The organism is Arthrobacter sp. THG-b23 (genome assembly GCF_059091265.1).
Genome location: NZ_JBNHGM010000004.1, coordinates 129,176 through 145,160 on the forward strand (window position 1 = coordinate 129,176; position 15,985 = coordinate 145,160).

A 15,985-nucleotide genomic window follows, 5' to 3' on the forward strand; every position below is an offset into this window, starting at 1 on the left:
CTGACATGCCTACACGGGTTCACGAGTTCGCCTGGCCTGATCGAGTCGTCGTCGGCACCATTGGCCTTCCGGGGGCGCGGACGTTCTATCTCCAGGTGCGTTCGGGGACGCAGATCGTGAGCATTGCCCTGGAGAAGCAGCAGTCGGCCCTGCTCGCGGAGAAGATCGACGAAATTCTCGACCAGCTCATCACCGTGGAGGGCAACCCCTTCAGCGTTCCCACGAGTACTCCCATTGAACTTGTCGACGATGACAAGCTCGAGGCCGTTCAGGAGCAGTTTCGCACCGGCTCCATGAGCTTAGGCTGGGACCCGACGACGGCCCAGGTCGTCATCGAGGCCTACCCCATCACCGACGCCGACGACGACGAATCGCTTGATGAGAGCGACGCTGACGCGGCCGAAATGCTGCTGGTGCGAATGCCGGTCGGCACCGCCCGCGCATTCGCCAAGCGCACCCGCGAGGTCGTGGCCGCCGGACGTCCGACGTGCCCGCTTTGCGGTTACCCCATAGACGCCGACGGGCACATTTGCCCCCTTCCCGAGGTCTGATGCCAGCGCCGGACCTGGTGACCGCCGAACTGGAGCTCACCGGCCGCATCACGACGGCTTCAAACGCGACATTTCTGGGCAGCATCGGCGACGTAGTGGTCGTCTATAAGCCGATAGCAGGCGAAAGTCCGCTGTGGGATTTTCCCCACGGCACCCTGGCTCACCGGGAGGTGGCCGCCTACCTGGTATCGCAGGCCTTCGGCTGGGACGTCGTGCCGCACACCTGGCTCCGCGATGGTCCGCTGGGCGAAGGAATGGTGCAGCTCTGGCAGGAGCAAGACCCCGCCCAAAGCGCCGTGAACCTGGTCGCCGCTGACCAGGTGCCGGAGACGGGCTGGAAACACGTTCTCAAGGGTCGTGATGAGAGCGGACAGATGGTCGCCCTCGTTCACGAAGACTCGCCGGCGCTCAGACGCATGGCGGTGTTCGACATCGTCACCAACAACGCCGACCGCAAAGGCGACCACATTCTTGCCATGACGGACGGACGCCGGCACGGCGTGGACCATGGGCTCACCTTTCACCGTGACCACAAGCTGCGCACAGTGCTGTGGGGATGGCTGGGAGACGCTCTGACCGCCGAGGAACGCGACGGCATAGATCGTGTCAGCGAGGGACTGCACGGTGGGCTGGGCCGAAACCTGGCGGAGTTGCTCAGCGCCGAAGAAATCGCTTCGCTCGCCGCGCGCTGCGCCCGGTTGCGCTTGACAGGGCGGTTTCCGGCTCCGAGCGGTGCGATGTCTGCGGTGCCCTGGCCGCTGTTCTAATTCGTTATGAAGCAAAATGCGGTTGGCATTGTCGACTTGGCAACGGGTGGCCTACAACCGGGTCCCCGTTTAGCGCCCGACATCCGGTACGCGGCCTGGCTCCACTCGGCACGTCGTGTGAACTGAATTGCTGACCGCTCGAACTAAGACACCCCGAGCACAGCTGCTCGGGGTGTCCTTGGTTCATCGAAAGACGTTAGCCCAGAAGTGCTACTCCCCACCCCGTTCGGCGCCTTATGGGAAGCGTTGCGTTATCGGGTCAGTATGCTCAGTCACGTGCACGGTGACCTCATCACTTGCCCCTGACCACTCAGGGGCACCAATGAGGGCTGCCCCTGCGTGGTCAGATCACTCTTCGGCGACTCGATAACGTGCCAGACCGACGCCGTCGATGCTTACGCAAGTGCGTCACGCTCGCCGAACACTCACCGCTGGCATGACTAGTCAGCGCCGATTCCGATACGGCTCTGCCGCTAAGGTTAGGTGTCACTGCCTGCATGCCTGCCTGGCTAGCAGGCTGGCTGGCTTGCAATTGAGGAGCGTAACCCGCAGAACGGGAGGTGGCCGTTCCTTTGTCAGATTCCATTCTGCATGTCGACCACCAGCCGGCCCTGCACTTCACCCTTACGAAGCCGGTCGAGCCCGTCAGCGACCTGGTCGAACGTGACGGTCGAAACCATCGGGTCAAGTGCTCCAGAAGCCATCAGGTCATAGACGCCGCCGAGGTCGTCGAGTCCGCCACCCATCGACCCCTTGAGATCGACCTGCTTGATGATCAGGTTGTTGGTGTTGATCTCTGCCGTCAGCCGGCCCATGCCCACCTGGATAACCCTGCCGCCGGCGCGCACGACATCGACGGCGCCCGACGTGGTGCTACCAAAGCCAGCGAAGTCGATGATCACGTCCAACTCAATGTCGGCTAAATCGGTGATGTCTTTCTCGCACCGCACCACCCCGAGCTCCTTCGCCATAGGCCAAACCGATTCCTTCGGCTCTGCCGCGTAGACCGCCTCGTCCACACGATGTCCGCAGCACGTAAGATCTGGCGACTCAATTTGGGGAGCGGGTCTTCGTGTCGTAGCCGAAGCTCCAGCTTGCTGGGCCGAACACGTCGCACATGACCGAAGTAGATCGTGTCCCGCTCCGATTCGGCCTTCAGGTTTCCGTCCCTCAGCATCGGTGCGACGACGAGAGCTGCCATGAGCGCTCTTGACCCTATTAGTGCCATGCCGACGACAAATAGGAAGACCCAGCCTCCGCTGCGACGACCGCGGCTAGGAGCACTGAGGCGGTCGAACAGCTTGTTACTGGCCACAAGTGGTGCTGCTGTGACCTACTTTTTTGCCCAGACCGTCAGACATTGAAGCGAAATTCAACCACGTCGCCGTCGACCATCACGTAGTCCTTGCCTTCGATCCGCACCTTGCCGCGGGCCTTGGCTTCGGCCATGGACCCGGCCTCTACCAGGTCGGCGAAGGAAACGACCTCGGCCTTGATGAAGCCGCGCTGGAAGTCCGAGTGGATCACGCCGGCAGCCTGCGGAGCAGTGTCGCCGCGGTTGATGGTCCAGGCGCGTGCTTCCTTCGGCCCGGCCGTCAGATAGGTCTGCAGGCCCAGCGTGTGGAAGCCCACCCGAGCCAACTGGTCCAGCCCGGACTCGTCCTGGCCGTTCATCTCGAGCATCTCGCGGGCCTCTTCCTCGTCCAGCTCCACGAGGTCCGCTTCCAGCTTGGCATCCAAGAATACGCAGTCGGCGGGGGCCACCAGCCCCCGCAGCTCGGCCTGCCGCTCGGGGCTGCCGAGCACGGCGTCGTCGACGTTGAACACATAAATGAACGGCTTGGCGGTCAGCAGGCTCAGTTCCCGGAGGTTCTCCATGTCCAGCTTGTCGCTCTCGACGGAGGAAAAGACGGTGTCGCCGCGTTCCAGGACTTTCTGCGCTGCCTGCAGGGCAGCCAGCTCCGCGGCGTCGCGCTTCTTGATCTTTACTTCCTTCTCCACCCGCGGAAGGGCCTTCTCCAAGGTCTGGAGGTCGGCCAGGATCAGCTCGGTGTTGATGGTTTCCATGTCCGAGCGCGGGTCGACCTTGCCATCCACGTGGACCACGTCGGGGTCGTCGAAAACACGAATGACCTGGGCGATCGCCTGCGCTTCGCGGATGTTCGCCAGGAACTGGTTGCCCAGCCCCTCACCTTCGGAAGCCCCCTTGACGATGCCCGCAATGTCCACGAAGGACACGGTGGCGGGCAGGATCCGCTGCGATCCGAAGATCTCCGCCAGCTTCTCCAGCCGGGGGTCCGGCAGCGAGACCACACCGACGTTTGGCTCGATGGTGGCGAACGGGTAGTTTGCCGCGAGCACGCTGTTGCGGGTCAGTGCGTTGAAGAGGGTTGATTTGCCGACGTTGGGCAGTCCGACGATGCCAATAGTTAGAGCCACGGTAGTCAAGGATACCGTGGCCCGGACACATCGACCCGCGTGCCGTATTTTGTCCGAGGGGGCTGGCATGGTGAAGGTATGGATGCATCGCATGTACTTCTCGCCCTTCTGGCCCTGTTCGTGGGCGCCGCCGCCGGCGCCGCGGCCGTGGCCGTCCTTTTCCGCCGTCGGCTGGCCGATCTGCAGGACGCCGCGAAGGACGACGGCGATCGGCTGGCGGAGCTCTCGGCCCGCCTCGCCGGGGTGGAGGCGGAGCGCCGGATGCTCGCCGAGCAGAACGCACAGCTCTACGCCCAGGATGAGCAAGAGAACACTGTGCTGCGCGCCCTGATCCCGGTCGGCGAGAAGCTTAAGCTCGTCCAGCAGCAGGTCAGCCTGCTGGAACGGGACCGGGTGGAGCAGTTCGGCCAGTTGGCCGAACAATTGCGTGCAGCCCAGCGCAGCGACGAGGCGCTGATGCGTTCCACGCAGACGCTCGCCTCCGCGCTGCAGTCCAATTCCGCCCGCGGGCAGTGGGGCGAGGTGCAGCTGCGCCGCGTGGTGGAAGCGGCCGGCATGCTAGCCCGGGTGGATTTTGACGAGCAGGTGCATCTGGCCGGCGCGGACCGGACGGGCCGCCCGGACATGATCATCCGACTGCCCGGTGGAAAGTCGATTGTCGCGGATGCCAAGGTTCCGCTGCGCGCCTACCTGCAGGCCCAGGAAATTCCGGCGGCCGCATCGGCTGCGGAACAGCAGCAACGGGTGGATCTGCTGAACACCCATGCCAAGGCGGTGCGCGCCCACGTGGATGCCCTGGCGGCGCGGAAGTATTGGGAGAGCCTGCAGGCTTCCCCGGAGTTGGTGCTCTGTTTCCTGCCCTCGGAGGCTGTGCTCTCCGCCGCCCTGCATGCCGATCCCGGCCTGCTCGACCATGCCTTTGCCCGCAGCGTTGCGCTGGTCTCCCCCGTCTCGCTGCTGGCCACGCTGAAGTCGGTGGCCTTTACCTGGCGGCAGGAAGTGCTGAAGGACAACGCACGCGAGATTTTCGACCTTTCGCGGCAGCTCTACGAGCGGCTCGGAACGCTGGGCGATCATGTCACCCGGCTGGGCTCGTCGCTCAAGAGCTCGGTCGAGCGGTACAACTCGTTTGTGGGGACGCTGGAATCAAGGGTGTTGCCGACCGCTCGGAAGATCTACGCCTTCGACGGCACGTCCTTGGAGGAACCCGCGGCCCCGGCGGCCTTGGAGAACACGCCCCGGCTGCTCTCGGCCCCCGAACTGATCGAAGGCCGGGACCCGGCCGCTTAACGGCGCCAGCGGTGCCGCCTTGCAGAGTGGCACCGCCGTTTGGGGCCACCCTGCACAGCGGATGCCAGGGCTAGCGGGCCGGGCGGGTGACCCGGCCGCCGAGGCCGCGCGACTCGTCGCCGCGTTCCTTGAGCGTGGCGCGCAGTTCCTTCGGCAGCGAGAAAAGGATGTCCTCCTCGGCGGTGACCACTTCCTCCACGTCGCCGTAGCCGTAGTCGCCCAACAGGCGCAGCACCTCGCGCACTAGGACCTCCGGCACGGAGGCTCCGGAGGTCACGCCGACGGTGGCGACGCCCTCGAACCAGGACTCGTCAACCTCGTTGGCAAAGTCCACGCGGTAGGCAGCCTTGGCGCCGTACTCGAGGGCGACCTCTACCAACCGGACGGAGTTGGATGAGTTTTCGGAGCCAACCACAATGACCAAGTCCGCCAAGGGCGCTATCTTCTTGATCGCAGCCTGGCGGTTAGAGGTGGCATAGCATATGTCGTCGCTCGGCGGATCCTGCAGAGCCGGGAAGCGGTCGCGCAGGATGGACACGATTTCCATCGTCTCGTCGACCGAGAGCGTCGTCTGCGACAACCAGATCAACCTCTCCGGATCCCGCACTTCCACTGTCCGCGCCTCGTCCGGGTTGTTGACGATCGTGGTGTGGTCCGGCGCTTCCCCGTAGGTCCCTTCGACTTCTTCGTGTCCCTCGTGACCGATCAGGAGAATCTCGTTGCCGTCGCGGGCGAACCGGACAGCTTCGCGGTGCACCTTGGTCACCAACGGGCAGGTCGCGTCGATGGTCCGCAGCTGGCGGTCCTCGGCGGACTGCACCACGGCGGGCGAAACGCCGTGCGCGGAGAAAACGACCAGCGCGCCTTCCGGCACCTCGTCCGTCTCTTCAACGAAGATGGCGCCCTTTTCCTCCAGGGTGGACACCACGTGCACATTGTGGACGATCTGCTTGCGCACGTAGACGGGCGGACCATAGTGTTCCAGCGCCTTTTCCACGGCGATCACGGCGCGGTCAACGCCGGCGCAGTATCCACGCGGAGCCGCCAGCAGCACCTTCTTGTCACCGTCCACAGGTGCGGCAGCCGAGACCTCATCCGGGGTGCGGCGCTTGCGGGGAATGGTAGGCATGGAAAGGGAAACAGCAGTACTGGCCATGCCTCTATGCTAGCCCGTGGGGCCGGTCCGCCGGGCCCCGCCCGGCACCGCACGCAGAGTGAAACCAGCCACCGCGATGACCAATCCGGCGCCGGCAAAGACGGCGGCCCAGGGCCGGAAGTCGGCGACGGCCAACTCGACCAGCCTCCCCAGGAACACCTGGGCCAATGCACTTTCGCCTGCCGCGTTCTCCGCCAGGGGCGGTGCAAGCCCGGCCCCCAGCCAGAGGACCGCGCCCAGTAATGCCGCGCCAATACCGGCCCAGGCCAGTGCCGTGGCCGAACGCCGGGCGGCCAGCAGCATCAGCACCAGCGCCGCGGCCGCTGCCACCGCCGCGACCCACCACTTCGACGGCAGCTCCTGCACCGAGGACAGGATCCCGGCCGCCTCGGCAGAGCCCAAGGGCAACAACACCTGTTCGGGGCTCCGGATATTAGTGCCCAGCGCGTCCGCTACCCGCGAAACCGCCAGCGCCACTACGGGGGCGATATCCAGTGTGACGGCTGCCTCTCCCCCGGCTGTCCCGGAGAACGTATGTGCGTGCGACAACGCCAGGGTCTCATTCAAAGCCCGCGGAAATCCGGCCAGTTCGGTAATGGCTCCAGCGGTTCGCCCCACGATGGGCCGCACGAGGTCCTGCAGACCGGCGGGCAACTCGGGACTGCCTGCAACTTCTTCCGTTATGGTGGCGGCCAGCGCCGACCGGAACCCGGCGTCGTCGCCGAGCGGGGCGGCCAGCGACACGAAACCTTCACGGTCGAGCACCCGTTGGTTGGCCCAGGCTCCGCACAGCGCGGCGCCGGCGAGGAGCACGGCCAGCAGCCCACTGACAAAAGCCAACAATGCCCGCACGGTCGCCTCCGTTTCTTCGCTGCCGTCTGGCGGTCCGGCGGCACCGAAGGAGCGCCGCCCACCCCTACCCAGTACAACAGAGAATCGGATTGACGGGGATAACTGGTAAGAATGGAGAGTCTCCGGCAGCCGTCGGAATCACACCTCCGGAAGGGGCAATTCATGGAGTCAAGCGGGGTCCAAGGCGCCGGCACCGGACAATCGACCCTGCCCCCGACCGCCAACCAGACGACGGCCGACAACCCGTGGCCGCTGCGGCTGCTGTCGCAAAAGCTCAAGATGCACATCGACCGCGTGCCGCCCACCTGGGTCGAAGGCCAAGTGATCGAGCTGAACCGCCGGAACGCCACCACCTACCTGACGCTGCGGGACACCGACGCCGAGGCCTCCTTCAGCCTGGTGGTTTGGGGCAGCGTGATGGCGCGCCTGGAGATGCCGCTGGAGCCCGGTTCCCGGGTGGTGGCACAGATCAAGCCGGACCTGTACGTCAAGACCGGGCGGCTGACCATGCAGACCCGGGACATCCGGCCGGTGGGGCTCGGCGACTTGCTGGTGAGGCTGGAGCGGCTGCGCCGGGCGCTGGCCGCCGAAGGCCTCTTCGATCCGTCCCGCAAGCAGCGGCTGCCCTTGCTCCCGCACCGCATCGGCCTCATCACGGGACGGGATTCCGACGCCATGAAGGACGTCATCCGGAATGCCTCGCTGCGCTGGCCGGCCGTCGAATTCGAAGTCCGGGAAGTTGCCGTCCAGGGCGTGAACGCCGTAACCCAGGTGATGCGGGCACTCGCCGAGCTCGACGCCCACCGGGACGTGGACGTCATCGTCATCGCCCGCGGCGGCGGATCACTGGAGGATCTGCTGCCCTTCAGCAATGAGGACCTGGTCCGGGCGGTGGCTGCCGCTGCCACGCCGGTTGTGAGCGCGATCGGGCACGAAGCGGACCGGCCCCTGCTCGACGACGTCGCGGACCTGCGTGCCTCCACACCGACCGACGCCGCCAAGCGCATTGTCCCGGACGTCAGCGAGGAACTGCACCGCATCGGACAGGCCCGTGCCCTGCTTGCCCGGCGAGTGGAGCAGTTGATCCACCGCGAAACCGAGCGCCTGGCCGGACTGCGCAGCCGTCCGGTAATGGCGAACCCCGCGGGCATGGTGGACGTCCGGGCCGAAGATCTCCACCGGCTCATCTCGCGGGCCCATCAGGCCGTCTCGGCGGCCGTTCACCGTGACACCGACCGGGTCGCCCACCTGAAGGCACAGGTACGGGCGCTCTCGCCCCAGAACACCCTGGACCGCGGCTATGCCGTGGCCCAGCTTCCGGACGGCCGGGTTTTGCGTGACGCGGCGGACGCACCGGCAGGAACAAGGTTGCGTCTCCGGGTTGCCGTCGGCGAAGTCGCCGCCGAAGCCCTTCCCTGACGCCGTTCACGGAACCCCAGAAACCACCACAGCACCGGCACCGAAAGCGAGAACACCCCATGACAGAGCAGCCAGCAGCGCCCGCCGACGTCGCGTCCCTCTCCTATGAGCAGGCGCGCGAGGAATTGGTGGCCGTTGTCAGTCAGTTGGAAGCCGGCGGCGCCAGCCTTGAACAGTCCCTGGCGCTGTGGGAGCGCGGGGAGGCGCTGGCGGCCCGCTGCGAGGCGTGGCTGGAAGGCGCACGGCAGCGGCTCGACGCCGCACGCGAGGCGGCAGGCCCCGAGCCGTCGCCGGCCAGCCCGCGCAGCGCCGGTACTCCCGCATCTCCGGTGTCACCCCTCTAGTCCACCCCGGCCAGCCGGCTCCCGGGCATGAGGGACCGGCGGGCACGACGGACCGGCGGGCACGACGGACCGGCGGGCACGACGGACCGGCGCTACGAGGCTGCCAGCCGGGCCTTTTCCGCGGCGACATCGAAGTCCGCCGGCGGCCACTGCGGGTCGACGTCTTCCAGCGCCTGCAGCAGAAGCTCCTGCACGGCGATCCGCGCATACCATTTGTGGTCGGCCGGCACCACGAACCACGGCGCGTCGACGGTGCTGGTCCGTTCCAGCATTACCTGATAGGCCTGCTGATATTCGTCCCATCGCCGGCGCGCGTCGACGTCGCCAGGGTCGTACTTCCAGTGCTTCTCGGGCCGGTCGAGCCGCGCGCGCAACCGCTTGCCCTGTTCGCGCTTGCCCAGGTGCAGCATGACCTTGATCATCCGGATGCCCCGGCCGGCCACCATTGCCTCGAACTCGTTGATCTGCCCGTAGCGTGCTTCCACCTCCGCCATCGGCGAGAGCCGGTGGACGCGGTGGATGAGCACATCTTCGTAGTGCGACCGGTCAAACACCCCGATCATGCCGGGGCCGGGCAAGGCCCGCTCCACCCGCCAAAGGAAATCGTGCTCCAGTTCCTCCGGCGTCGGTGCCTTGAAGGCCCGGTGGGAAATGCCTTGCGGGTCGGCGGCTCCGACCACGTGCCGGACGATCCCGCCCTTGCCGGAGGTATCCATGCCCTGCAACACCAGCAGGACCGCGTCCGGTGCCCCGGCGCGGCTCTGCGCAAAGAGACGTTCCTGCAGTTCGGACAGCCGGCGGTCGGAGGCTCTGAGCAGGAGTTTACCCTCGGTCCTGCCGCCGAGGAATCCGGGCGTGGAGCCGGTATCGACACCGGCCAGGCCGAATCCCGGGCCGACCCGCAGCAGCTCCGATGGACTCCGCGTGAACACGGGCAATCCGGTCTCTTCCACCTGGTCCTCCTGGTTGGTTCACCCCCGTATGGCCTGGGCCAGGGGTGGCGACAGCCTACCGAGCCGCCGCCCGCCCGGCTACGCACACGCGGCAGTTACTGCCGGTACCCGGCCAGGAACTCCTCGATCCGCCCCACTGCTTCGGTCAGCACGTCCACGTTGGGCAGCGTGACCAGTCGGAAATGGTCCGGCTGCGTCCAGTTGAACGCCCGGCCGTGGGAAATCAAGATCTTCTGCTGCTTGAGCAGGTCCAACGCAAACTGCTCGTCGTCCTTGATCCCGTAGACCTCCGGGTCGAGCTTGGGGAACAAGTAGAGCGCGCCCTTGGCCTGCTGCGTGCTGACGCCGGGGATCGCGTTCAACAGCTCATAGGCTTTGTTACGCTGCTCGAGCAGCCTGCCGCCGGGCAGGATGAGGTCGTTGATGCTCTGGTGGCCGCCCAAGGCGGTTTGGATGGCATGCTGGGCGGGCACATTCGCGCACAACCGCATGTTGGTGAGCAGGTTGATGCCTTCGATGTAGTCCGCGGCCAGATGCTTCGGCCCCGAAATGGCCATCCAGCCGCTGCGGAAACCGCACACGCGGTAGGCCTTGGACAGCCCGCTGAACGTCATGACCAGCACGTCGTCGGCCAGCAGCGCCGTGTTCACATGCTCCGCATCCTCGTACAGGATCTTCTCGTAGATCTCGTCCGAGAACACCACCAGGTCGTGCCGGCGCGCCAGCTCCAGCATGCCCTCGAGGATGTGCCGCGGATAGACGGCGCCGGTGGGGTTGTTCGGGTTAATGATCACGATCCCCTTGGTGTTGGGCGTGATCTTCCGTTCGATGTCTTCCAGGTCGGGCAGCCAGCCCTCTTCCTCGACGCAGAGGTAGTGCACCGGGTGGCCGCCGGCCAGCGACACCGACGCGGTCCACAGCGGGTAGTCGGGCGCCGGGATGAGCACTTCGTCGCCGTTGTTCAGCAGCGCCTGCAGGCTCATGGTGATCAGTTCGCTGACCCCGTTGCCCAGGTACACGTCATCCACGCCGATCTCTTGGATGCCGCGGGTCTGGTAGTACTGCGACACGGCGGTCCTGGCGGAGAAAATGCCGCGCGAATCGCTGTAGCCCTGCGCCGTGGGCAGGTTGCGGATCATGTCCACCAGGATGGCGTCCGGGGCTTCGAATCCGAACGGCGCCGGGTTGCCGATGTTCAACTTGAGGATGCGCTGGCCCTCGGCCTCCATCCGCTGGGCATGCTCGAGGAGCGGACCGCGGATGTCGTAGAGGACGTTGTGGAGCTTGTTGGACTGCTTGAACTGGGCCATCCAAAGATCTTCGCACACAGCACGCGCCGCCCCGGTGACCGAGGCGGCGCGTGAACGGGAGCCAAGGCCCTAGCCGGCGAGGCCCTTTTCCGCTAGCCAGTCCGCGGCGGCGTCGGATGGGTTGCGCTTCTCGTCCCCGCTGACCTGGCGGTTGAGGTCGATCAGGTCCTCGGTGGTCAACGCTGCCGAAACCTCGTTGAGCACCTGGGCAGCCTGCTCGTCCACGGCCTCGCTGCGGATCAGCGGCAGCACCTGCTGGGCAATGAAGTTGTTCTTCGGGTCTTCCAGCACCACCAGGTCGTTGTCCTCGATGGACGGGGTGGTGGTGTAGATGTCGGCCACCTGGATCTTGTCGGTGATCAAGGCGTTCAGCGTGGTCGGTCCGCCGTAGTCGTTGATCGGTTCGAAGGACTTGGGCACGCAGCCGTAGTTGGCTTCCAGCCCCGGCAGCCCGTACTCGCGCTCGGCGAATTCCGGGTTGGCTCCGAGCACCAGTTCACCGCACACCGGGCCCATGTCCTCGATCGACGTCAGCTGGTATTCCTCCGCCGTCGCCTTGGTCACCACCATCGCGTCCTTGCTCTCCGCCGACGCGGGCTCCAACACACCGAGCCCCTCGGGCAGGGCGTCCGCCAGGGCTGTCATGACGTCCTCGGCGGAGGCCGCTGTCGCCTCGGTGTCCAGGAACAGCAGGAGGTTGCCGCTGTAGTCCGGGATGATGTCCACGGACCCTTCCTCCACGGCGCTGACGTAGACCTCGCGCGAGCCGATGCCCGGTTGGGTGGTGACGTCGTAGCCGGCAGCGGTCAGTGCGCCCGCATAGATTTCGGCAATGATCTGGCTCTCCGTGCCGCCGCTGGCCCCGACCACCAGGGATCCGCCGGCGCTGCCTTCGGGGGCCGACGTCGCGTCCTGCAGGGGGTCGGATCCCCCGCCGCAGGCAGCCAGCACCAGGGCCACGGCGGCCGCCCCGGCGGCGAGCACGCTGCGCCGTGCGGCCGGATTCTTGTAGCTCCCATGGTGGCGCGCGTTGTTCCCGGGGTGGTTCTTCATGCTCATCTCCTCATGTGCCGGCACTGGCTCCAACCTTACTTGTTCTGCCTTTCGGCCCGCCGCCGGCGCTGCGCACGCCGGGCGATACGGCGACTTTCTGCACCGCGGCCAGCAAGGCGTCCACGACCAGTGCCAGCGCGGCGATCAGCAGCGCTCCGGCAAACAGCCGCACGGAGTCGCGGACCGCCAGCCCGTCGATCAGGAACCGGCCCAGGCCGCCCAGATTGATGTAGGCCACGATGGCCACCGTGGCGATGACCTGCAGCACGGCGGCACGCACCCCGCCCAGCAGCACCGGCAGCGCGTTGGGCAATTCGGCGCGGAACAGGACCTGCCACTCGGTCATGCCCATCGCCCGCGCGGCGTCCACCAGCTGGCGGTCGACGGCGGCGACCCCTGAATACGTGCCGGCCAGCAGCGGCGGGATGGCCAGGATCACCAGGGCGTAGATCGGCGGCATCAGGCCCAGTCCCATCAGGATGACGAACAGCGTCAACAGGCCCAGCGTGGGCATGGCCCGCAGTCCGCTGGCAATGCCCACGACGGCGATGCGCCCCCTTCCGGTGTGGCCGACGAACAGCCCCAGCGGCACGGCGATTGCCGCGGCGATCACCAGCGTCAGGGCGCTGTAGTAAAGGTGCTCCGCCAGCCTGGCCGGCACGCCCGCCGGTCCGGCCCAGTTGGCCGGATCCGCCAGCCACGCCGCGGTCTCTTCGAACAGGTTCATCCGCGCACCGTCGCTTCAGCGGCGTCCGGCCGTTCCCCTCCGGCGGCGAAGGAGCCCGTCCCGGCACCACCGGCCTCCGGCAACGTGCCGGTTATGCCGCCTGTCCGCGGCCCGGTTCCGTCAGCAGCGGCACCCGGACGCCGCCACGGCGTGAGCACCCGCTCAAGCGCCAGCAGGAGCACGTCCATCAGCGCCGCCAGCACCAGGGTCATCAGGATTCCGACCACGATTTCGGTCATGAAATAGCGCAGCAGTCCATCGGTGAACAGGAAACCGAGGTTCCGGACGCCGATCAGAGCCCCGACGCTGGCCACCGAGATGTTGCTCACGGACACCACCCGCAGTCCCGCCACCAGCACCGGGATGCACAGGGGAAGGTCCACTCTGAAGAACCGGCGCACCGGCAGGTAGCCCATGGCCACCGCTGCCTGCCGGACGCCGTCGTCCACTGAGTTGAGCGCGTCCACCACCGCGCGGACCAGCAGCGCGACCGAATACACGGTTAGCGCCACGATCAGGTTGGACATTTCCAGGATGCCGGTGCCCAGGACCACCGGCAGGATCACGAACAGGGCCAGCGACGGGATGGTGTACAGCACCGAGGAGAGGGACAGAATCAGGCCGCGCACCGCACGGATCCGCCAGGCCAGGTAGCCCAGCGGCAGCGACACCACGAGCCCGAGCACCAGCGGAAGCGCGGACTGGAACAGGTGGAGGGCGCTCAGCTCCATCACATACGGCAGGTTCGCCAGGAACCAGTCCATCAACTGCCGCCCGTCCGGAGTTTCTGCAGCACCGCCGCGGGATCGACCAAACCGGCCACCCGCCCGTCGGCGTCGACGGCGACGCCGGCACCGGACGGCGACGACAACGCCGCATCCAGCGCCTGGCGCAGGCTGGACCCCAGGGTGAACAGCGAGCCGCCGATCCGGGCCCGGGCCGGGTCGCGTTCCCCGGGAGGCAGCCATCCCGCCGGCGCACCGTCGTCGTCGGTCAACAACAGCCAGCCCTCCCCGGACGCCTCGCCCACACCGTCCGCGGTCGCAGTGCGGGCAGGCAGCAGCGGCAGCCCGAGCGCGCTGTTAAAGGACAGCGAGCGGAAACCGCGGTCCCGACCAACGAAACCAGCGACAAAATCGTCCACCGGCGCCCGCAGGACCTCCTCGGGCGGGGCGAACTGGGCCAGCCTGCCCCCGGTGGCGAAGACGGCCAATTTGTCGCCGAGGAGGGCCGCCTCGTCGATATCGTGGGTGACGAAGACGATGGTTTTGGCCAGCTGCTGTTGCAGCCGCAGCAGTTCCTGTTGCAGCTCGGCGCGGACCACCGGATCCACCGCGCTGAACGGCTCGTCCATGAGCAGAATCGGCGGATCCGCCGCGAGCGCCCGCGCCACTCCGACGCGCTGCTGCTGGCCGCCGGAGAGCTGGGCCGGATACCTCCTGCCCAGCTCCCGGGACAGTCCGACGACGTCGAGCAGCTCGTCGGCCCGCTGGCGGGCCGCGGCCCGGCGGACTCCGTTCAGCCGAGGCACGGTGGCGATGTTGTCCAGCACCGTGCGGTGCGGCAGCAGCCCGGCAGACTGCATGACGTAGCCCATGGACCGGCGCAGGGCCGCTGCGGGCCGGTCGGAGACGTCGTGGCCGTCCACGAGGACGGACCCGGAGGTTGGCTCCACCATCCGGTTGATCATCCGCAGCGAGGTGGTCTTGCCGCAGCCCGAGGGGCCCACGAAGACCGTGATCGCGCCGCGGTCGATGTCCAGCGTCAGGTCTTGGACCGCGGGTTGTCCAGCGTAGGTCTTCGTGACTGCGCGGAACTGCACCATGGGGCCGTCTCCGGCCTCGGCGACGGCGGCCGGCAGGTCCGCCGGCCGGGCGGCCGGCCGCGTGGGCTCGGGCATGCTGAACCTTCCGTGGGGGGTCCTGGCGGCCGGCTGGGCCGCAGGAGTGCTGGCACCGAGTCTAGTCAACCGCGCGGCCCGCAAGCACACGATCAGCGCCTGCCGCGATGGTCCTTGGCCTGTGCTGCGGCCTTGGCCATCCTGGCGAACTGCCGGCCGGCCCGGCGCTGTTCCGCCACGTTCTGCCTCAGGTGCAGGCGGGCCAGTTCGCGTTCCATCTTCCGGTAGCTGTCCCAGCGCCGCTGCTCCAGGCTGCCGGCGTCGAGGGCCTGGCGCACCGCGCAGCCGGGTTCGGCGCCATGCGCGCAGTCGTTGAACCGGCAGCCGGAGGCCAGGTCCTCGATGTCGGCGAACATGGTCGCCAGCCCCTCCTCCGCATCCCACAGCGCGAAGCCGCGGATGCCCGGGGTGTCCATCAGGACCGCGCCGTTGGGCAGGGGAATGAGCTCACGCGCCGTGGTGGTGTGACGGCCCTTCCCGTCGCCGGCACGGACGGCTCCGGTGTCCTGCACCGCGCGGCCTGCGAGCGCGTTGATCAGGCTGGATTTCCCCGAGCCCGAGGGCCCGAGCAGCACCATCGTGCGGCCCGGACCCAGGTATCCGGCCAAGGCATCGAGTCCGTCGCCCGTTTCCGCGCTGGTCGCCAAGACGTCGGCGCCGGCGGCCTGGTCGACGATCTGGGCGGCGACCTCGTCATGGTGGCCGCTCAGGTCGGCCTTGGTCAGGATGACCACCGGCAGCGCGCCGGAATCCCACGCGGCCACCAGGGTGCGCTCCAGCCGGTTGGCCGACAGCGGGCGGTCGAAGGGCACCACGATGCCGACCATGTCCATGTTGGCGGCCAGGATCTGCTCGGCCGCAAGCGGATCGTAGGCCTGTTTGCGGGACAGGGCGGAAAACCGCGGAAGCAGCCCGGCGATGGCCGGGCCGCCTGCGGAAGCCGGGCGGGCGGCGTCGTACGCCACCCAATCACCGGTGGCCGGCTGCGGGCTGAGCCCTGCGGTGGGCAGGTGCAGCAGGCCGCCGTCGGCCGCCAGCAAAACGCGGCCCCGGTCGGTGCGCACCACCCGGGCGGGGCGGAGCGCCGGATCGGGAAAATGGAGGTTGAACTGCGCGGCGGTGTGTTGGGTATAGCCGTAGCTGCGCAGCAGGGAATGCGGGTGATGGGTGTCGGTCACGACGGTTACCTTTTGGAAATGAGGCCTCCGCGCCGGACGTCCCGGC

The 15,985-nt window shown here is 67.4% G+C and carries 17 protein-coding genes; 5 read left to right on the forward strand and 12 right to left on the reverse strand.

Annotated features, from left to right (window positions below; translation table 11 throughout):
• The first annotated feature begins 5 nt into the window (after positions 1 to 5).
• On the forward strand, positions 6 to 551 hold the full coding sequence (locus AC5RVD_RS09535) for a DUF3090 domain-containing protein (protein ID WP_494112943.1): 546 nt from the start codon (positions 6 to 8) through the stop codon (positions 549 to 551).
• Complete coding sequence (locus AC5RVD_RS09540) at positions 551 to 1,318, forward strand: SCO1664 family protein (RefSeq protein ID WP_494112942.1); 768 nt, start codon at positions 551 to 553, stop codon at positions 1,316 to 1,318. Before AC5RVD_RS09535 ends, AC5RVD_RS09540 begins: the two co-directional genes overlap by 1 nt.
• A gap of 575 nt (positions 1,319 to 1,893) precedes the next feature.
• On the opposite strand, the gene AC5RVD_RS09545 is transcribed toward AC5RVD_RS09540, so the two are convergent.
• From AC5RVD_RS09545 to ychF, 3 genes are read right to left on the reverse strand one after another with little or no spacing between them, the layout of a single operon-like run.
• On the reverse strand, positions 1,894 to 2,337 hold the full coding sequence (locus tag AC5RVD_RS09545) for a zinc-binding dehydrogenase (RefSeq protein WP_494126803.1): 444 nt from the start codon (positions 2,335 to 2,337) through the stop codon (positions 1,894 to 1,896).
• Positions 2,238 to 2,633: a Pycsar system effector family protein gene (locus AC5RVD_RS09550; RefSeq protein WP_494126804.1), complete on the reverse strand. Its 396-nt coding sequence runs from the start codon at positions 2,631 to 2,633 to the stop codon at positions 2,238 to 2,240. Before AC5RVD_RS09550 ends, AC5RVD_RS09545 begins: the two co-directional genes overlap by 100 nt.
• 38 nt (positions 2,634 to 2,671) lie before the next feature.
• Entirely contained in the window at positions 2,672 to 3,757 is a 1,086-nt protein-coding gene (gene ychF / locus AC5RVD_RS09555; protein WP_494000361.1) for a redox-regulated ATPase YchF, read from the reverse strand.
• Positions 3,758 to 3,835: 78 nt separating this feature from the next.
• On the opposite strand from ychF, the gene AC5RVD_RS09560 reads away from it, so the two are divergent.
• Positions 3,836 to 5,047, forward strand: coding sequence for a DNA recombination protein RmuC (locus AC5RVD_RS09560; protein ID WP_494112938.1), 1,212 nt, complete (start codon positions 3,836 to 3,838; stop codon positions 5,045 to 5,047).
• Positions 5,048 to 5,117: 70 nt separating this feature from the next.
• Here the strand turns inward: AC5RVD_RS09560 and AC5RVD_RS09565 are convergent, their stop codons facing one another.
• Positions 5,118 to 6,203: a 4-hydroxy-3-methylbut-2-enyl diphosphate reductase gene (locus AC5RVD_RS09565; RefSeq protein ID WP_493989003.1), complete on the reverse strand. Its 1,086-nt coding sequence runs from the start codon at positions 6,201 to 6,203 to the stop codon at positions 5,118 to 5,120.
• Positions 6,204 to 6,212: 9 nt separating this feature from the next.
• On the reverse strand, positions 6,213 to 7,055 hold the full coding sequence (locus AC5RVD_RS09570; protein WP_494049599.1) for a hypothetical protein: 843 nt from the start codon (positions 7,053 to 7,055) through the stop codon (positions 6,213 to 6,215).
• Between the two features lie 162 nt (positions 7,056 to 7,217).
• Between AC5RVD_RS09570 and xseA the strand changes: the two genes are divergently transcribed.
• Together xseA and AC5RVD_RS09580 are read left to right on the forward strand one after the other, a co-directional pair.
• Positions 7,218 to 8,474, forward strand: a complete 1,257-nt coding sequence (gene xseA / locus AC5RVD_RS09575) for an exodeoxyribonuclease VII large subunit (protein WP_494126805.1) — start codon at positions 7,218 to 7,220, stop codon at positions 8,472 to 8,474.
• A gap of 59 nt (positions 8,475 to 8,533) precedes the next feature.
• Positions 8,534 to 8,818: an exodeoxyribonuclease VII small subunit gene (locus AC5RVD_RS09580; RefSeq protein ID WP_493989000.1), complete on the forward strand. Its 285-nt coding sequence runs from the start codon at positions 8,534 to 8,536 to the stop codon at positions 8,816 to 8,818.
• 92 nt (positions 8,819 to 8,910) lie between these two features.
• Here the strand turns inward: AC5RVD_RS09580 and AC5RVD_RS09585 are convergent, their stop codons facing one another.
• The 7 genes from AC5RVD_RS09585 to rsgA all read right to left on the reverse strand — a co-directional run bounded on the left by AC5RVD_RS09585 (position 8,911) and on the right by rsgA (position 15,939).
• Positions 8,911 to 9,771, reverse strand: a complete 861-nt coding sequence (locus tag AC5RVD_RS09585; protein WP_494049597.1) for a PPK2 family polyphosphate kinase — start codon at positions 9,769 to 9,771, stop codon at positions 8,911 to 8,913.
• 95 nt (positions 9,772 to 9,866) lie between these two features.
• Positions 9,867 to 11,081, reverse strand: coding sequence for a pyridoxal phosphate-dependent aminotransferase (locus AC5RVD_RS09590; protein ID WP_493988998.1), 1,215 nt, complete (start codon positions 11,079 to 11,081; stop codon positions 9,867 to 9,869).
• A gap of 69 nt (positions 11,082 to 11,150) precedes the next feature.
• Positions 11,151 to 12,134 (reverse strand): ABC transporter substrate-binding protein, encoded by a 984-nt coding sequence (locus tag AC5RVD_RS09595; protein ID WP_494126806.1) that lies wholly within the window; start codon positions 12,132 to 12,134, stop codon positions 11,151 to 11,153.
• A 10-nt stretch (positions 12,135 to 12,144) separates the two neighbouring features.
• Positions 12,145 to 12,861, reverse strand: coding sequence for an ABC transporter permease (locus AC5RVD_RS09600; RefSeq protein WP_494049595.1), 717 nt, complete (start codon positions 12,859 to 12,861; stop codon positions 12,145 to 12,147).
• Positions 12,858 to 13,625, reverse strand: coding sequence for an ABC transporter permease (locus AC5RVD_RS09605; RefSeq protein ID WP_494049594.1), 768 nt, complete (start codon positions 13,623 to 13,625; stop codon positions 12,858 to 12,860). The genes AC5RVD_RS09600 and AC5RVD_RS09605 overlap by 4 nt, the downstream gene beginning before the upstream one ends.
• Positions 13,625 to 14,686, reverse strand: a complete 1,062-nt coding sequence (locus AC5RVD_RS09610) for an ABC transporter ATP-binding protein (RefSeq protein WP_494113728.1) — start codon at positions 14,684 to 14,686, stop codon at positions 13,625 to 13,627. The genes AC5RVD_RS09605 and AC5RVD_RS09610 overlap by 1 nt, the downstream gene beginning before the upstream one ends.
• Positions 14,687 to 14,853: 167 nt before the next feature.
• Positions 14,854 to 15,939, reverse strand: coding sequence for a ribosome small subunit-dependent GTPase A (gene rsgA / locus AC5RVD_RS09615; protein WP_494049593.1), 1,086 nt, complete (start codon positions 15,937 to 15,939; stop codon positions 14,854 to 14,856).
• Between the last annotated feature and the right edge of the window lie 46 nt (positions 15,940 to 15,985).

Coding starts and splice junctions, on each gene's coding strand:
- AC5RVD_RS09610 (WP_494113728.1), bottom strand. CDS start 14,686: ATGGTGCAGTTCCGCGCAGTCACGAAGACCTACGCTGGACAACCCGCG.
- AC5RVD_RS09560 (WP_494112938.1), top strand. CDS start 3,836: ATGGATGCATCGCATGTACTTCTCGCCCTTCTGGCCCTGTTCGTGGGC.
- AC5RVD_RS09590 (WP_493988998.1), bottom strand. CDS start 11,081: ATGGCCCAGTTCAAGCAGTCCAACAAGCTCCACAACGTCCTCTACGAC.
- AC5RVD_RS09595 (WP_494126806.1), bottom strand. CDS start 12,134: ATGAAGAACCACCCCGGGAACAACGCGCGCCACCATGGGAGCTACAAG.
- AC5RVD_RS09600 (WP_494049595.1), bottom strand. CDS start 12,861: ATGAACCTGTTCGAAGAGACCGCGGCGTGGCTGGCGGATCCGGCCAAC.
- AC5RVD_RS09535 (WP_494112943.1), top strand. CDS start 6: ATGCCTACACGGGTTCACGAGTTCGCCTGGCCTGATCGAGTCGTCGTC.
- AC5RVD_RS09580 (WP_493989000.1), top strand. CDS start 8,534: ATGACAGAGCAGCCAGCAGCGCCCGCCGACGTCGCGTCCCTCTCCTAT.
- AC5RVD_RS09565 (WP_493989003.1), bottom strand. CDS start 6,203: ATGGCCAGTACTGCTGTTTCCCTTTCCATGCCTACCATTCCCCGCAAG.
- AC5RVD_RS09540 (WP_494112942.1), top strand. CDS start 551: ATGCCAGCGCCGGACCTGGTGACCGCCGAACTGGAGCTCACCGGCCGC.
- xseA (WP_494126805.1), top strand. CDS start 7,218: ATGGAGTCAAGCGGGGTCCAAGGCGCCGGCACCGGACAATCGACCCTG.
- AC5RVD_RS09605 (WP_494049594.1), bottom strand. CDS start 13,625: ATGGACTGGTTCCTGGCGAACCTGCCGTATGTGATGGAGCTGAGCGCC.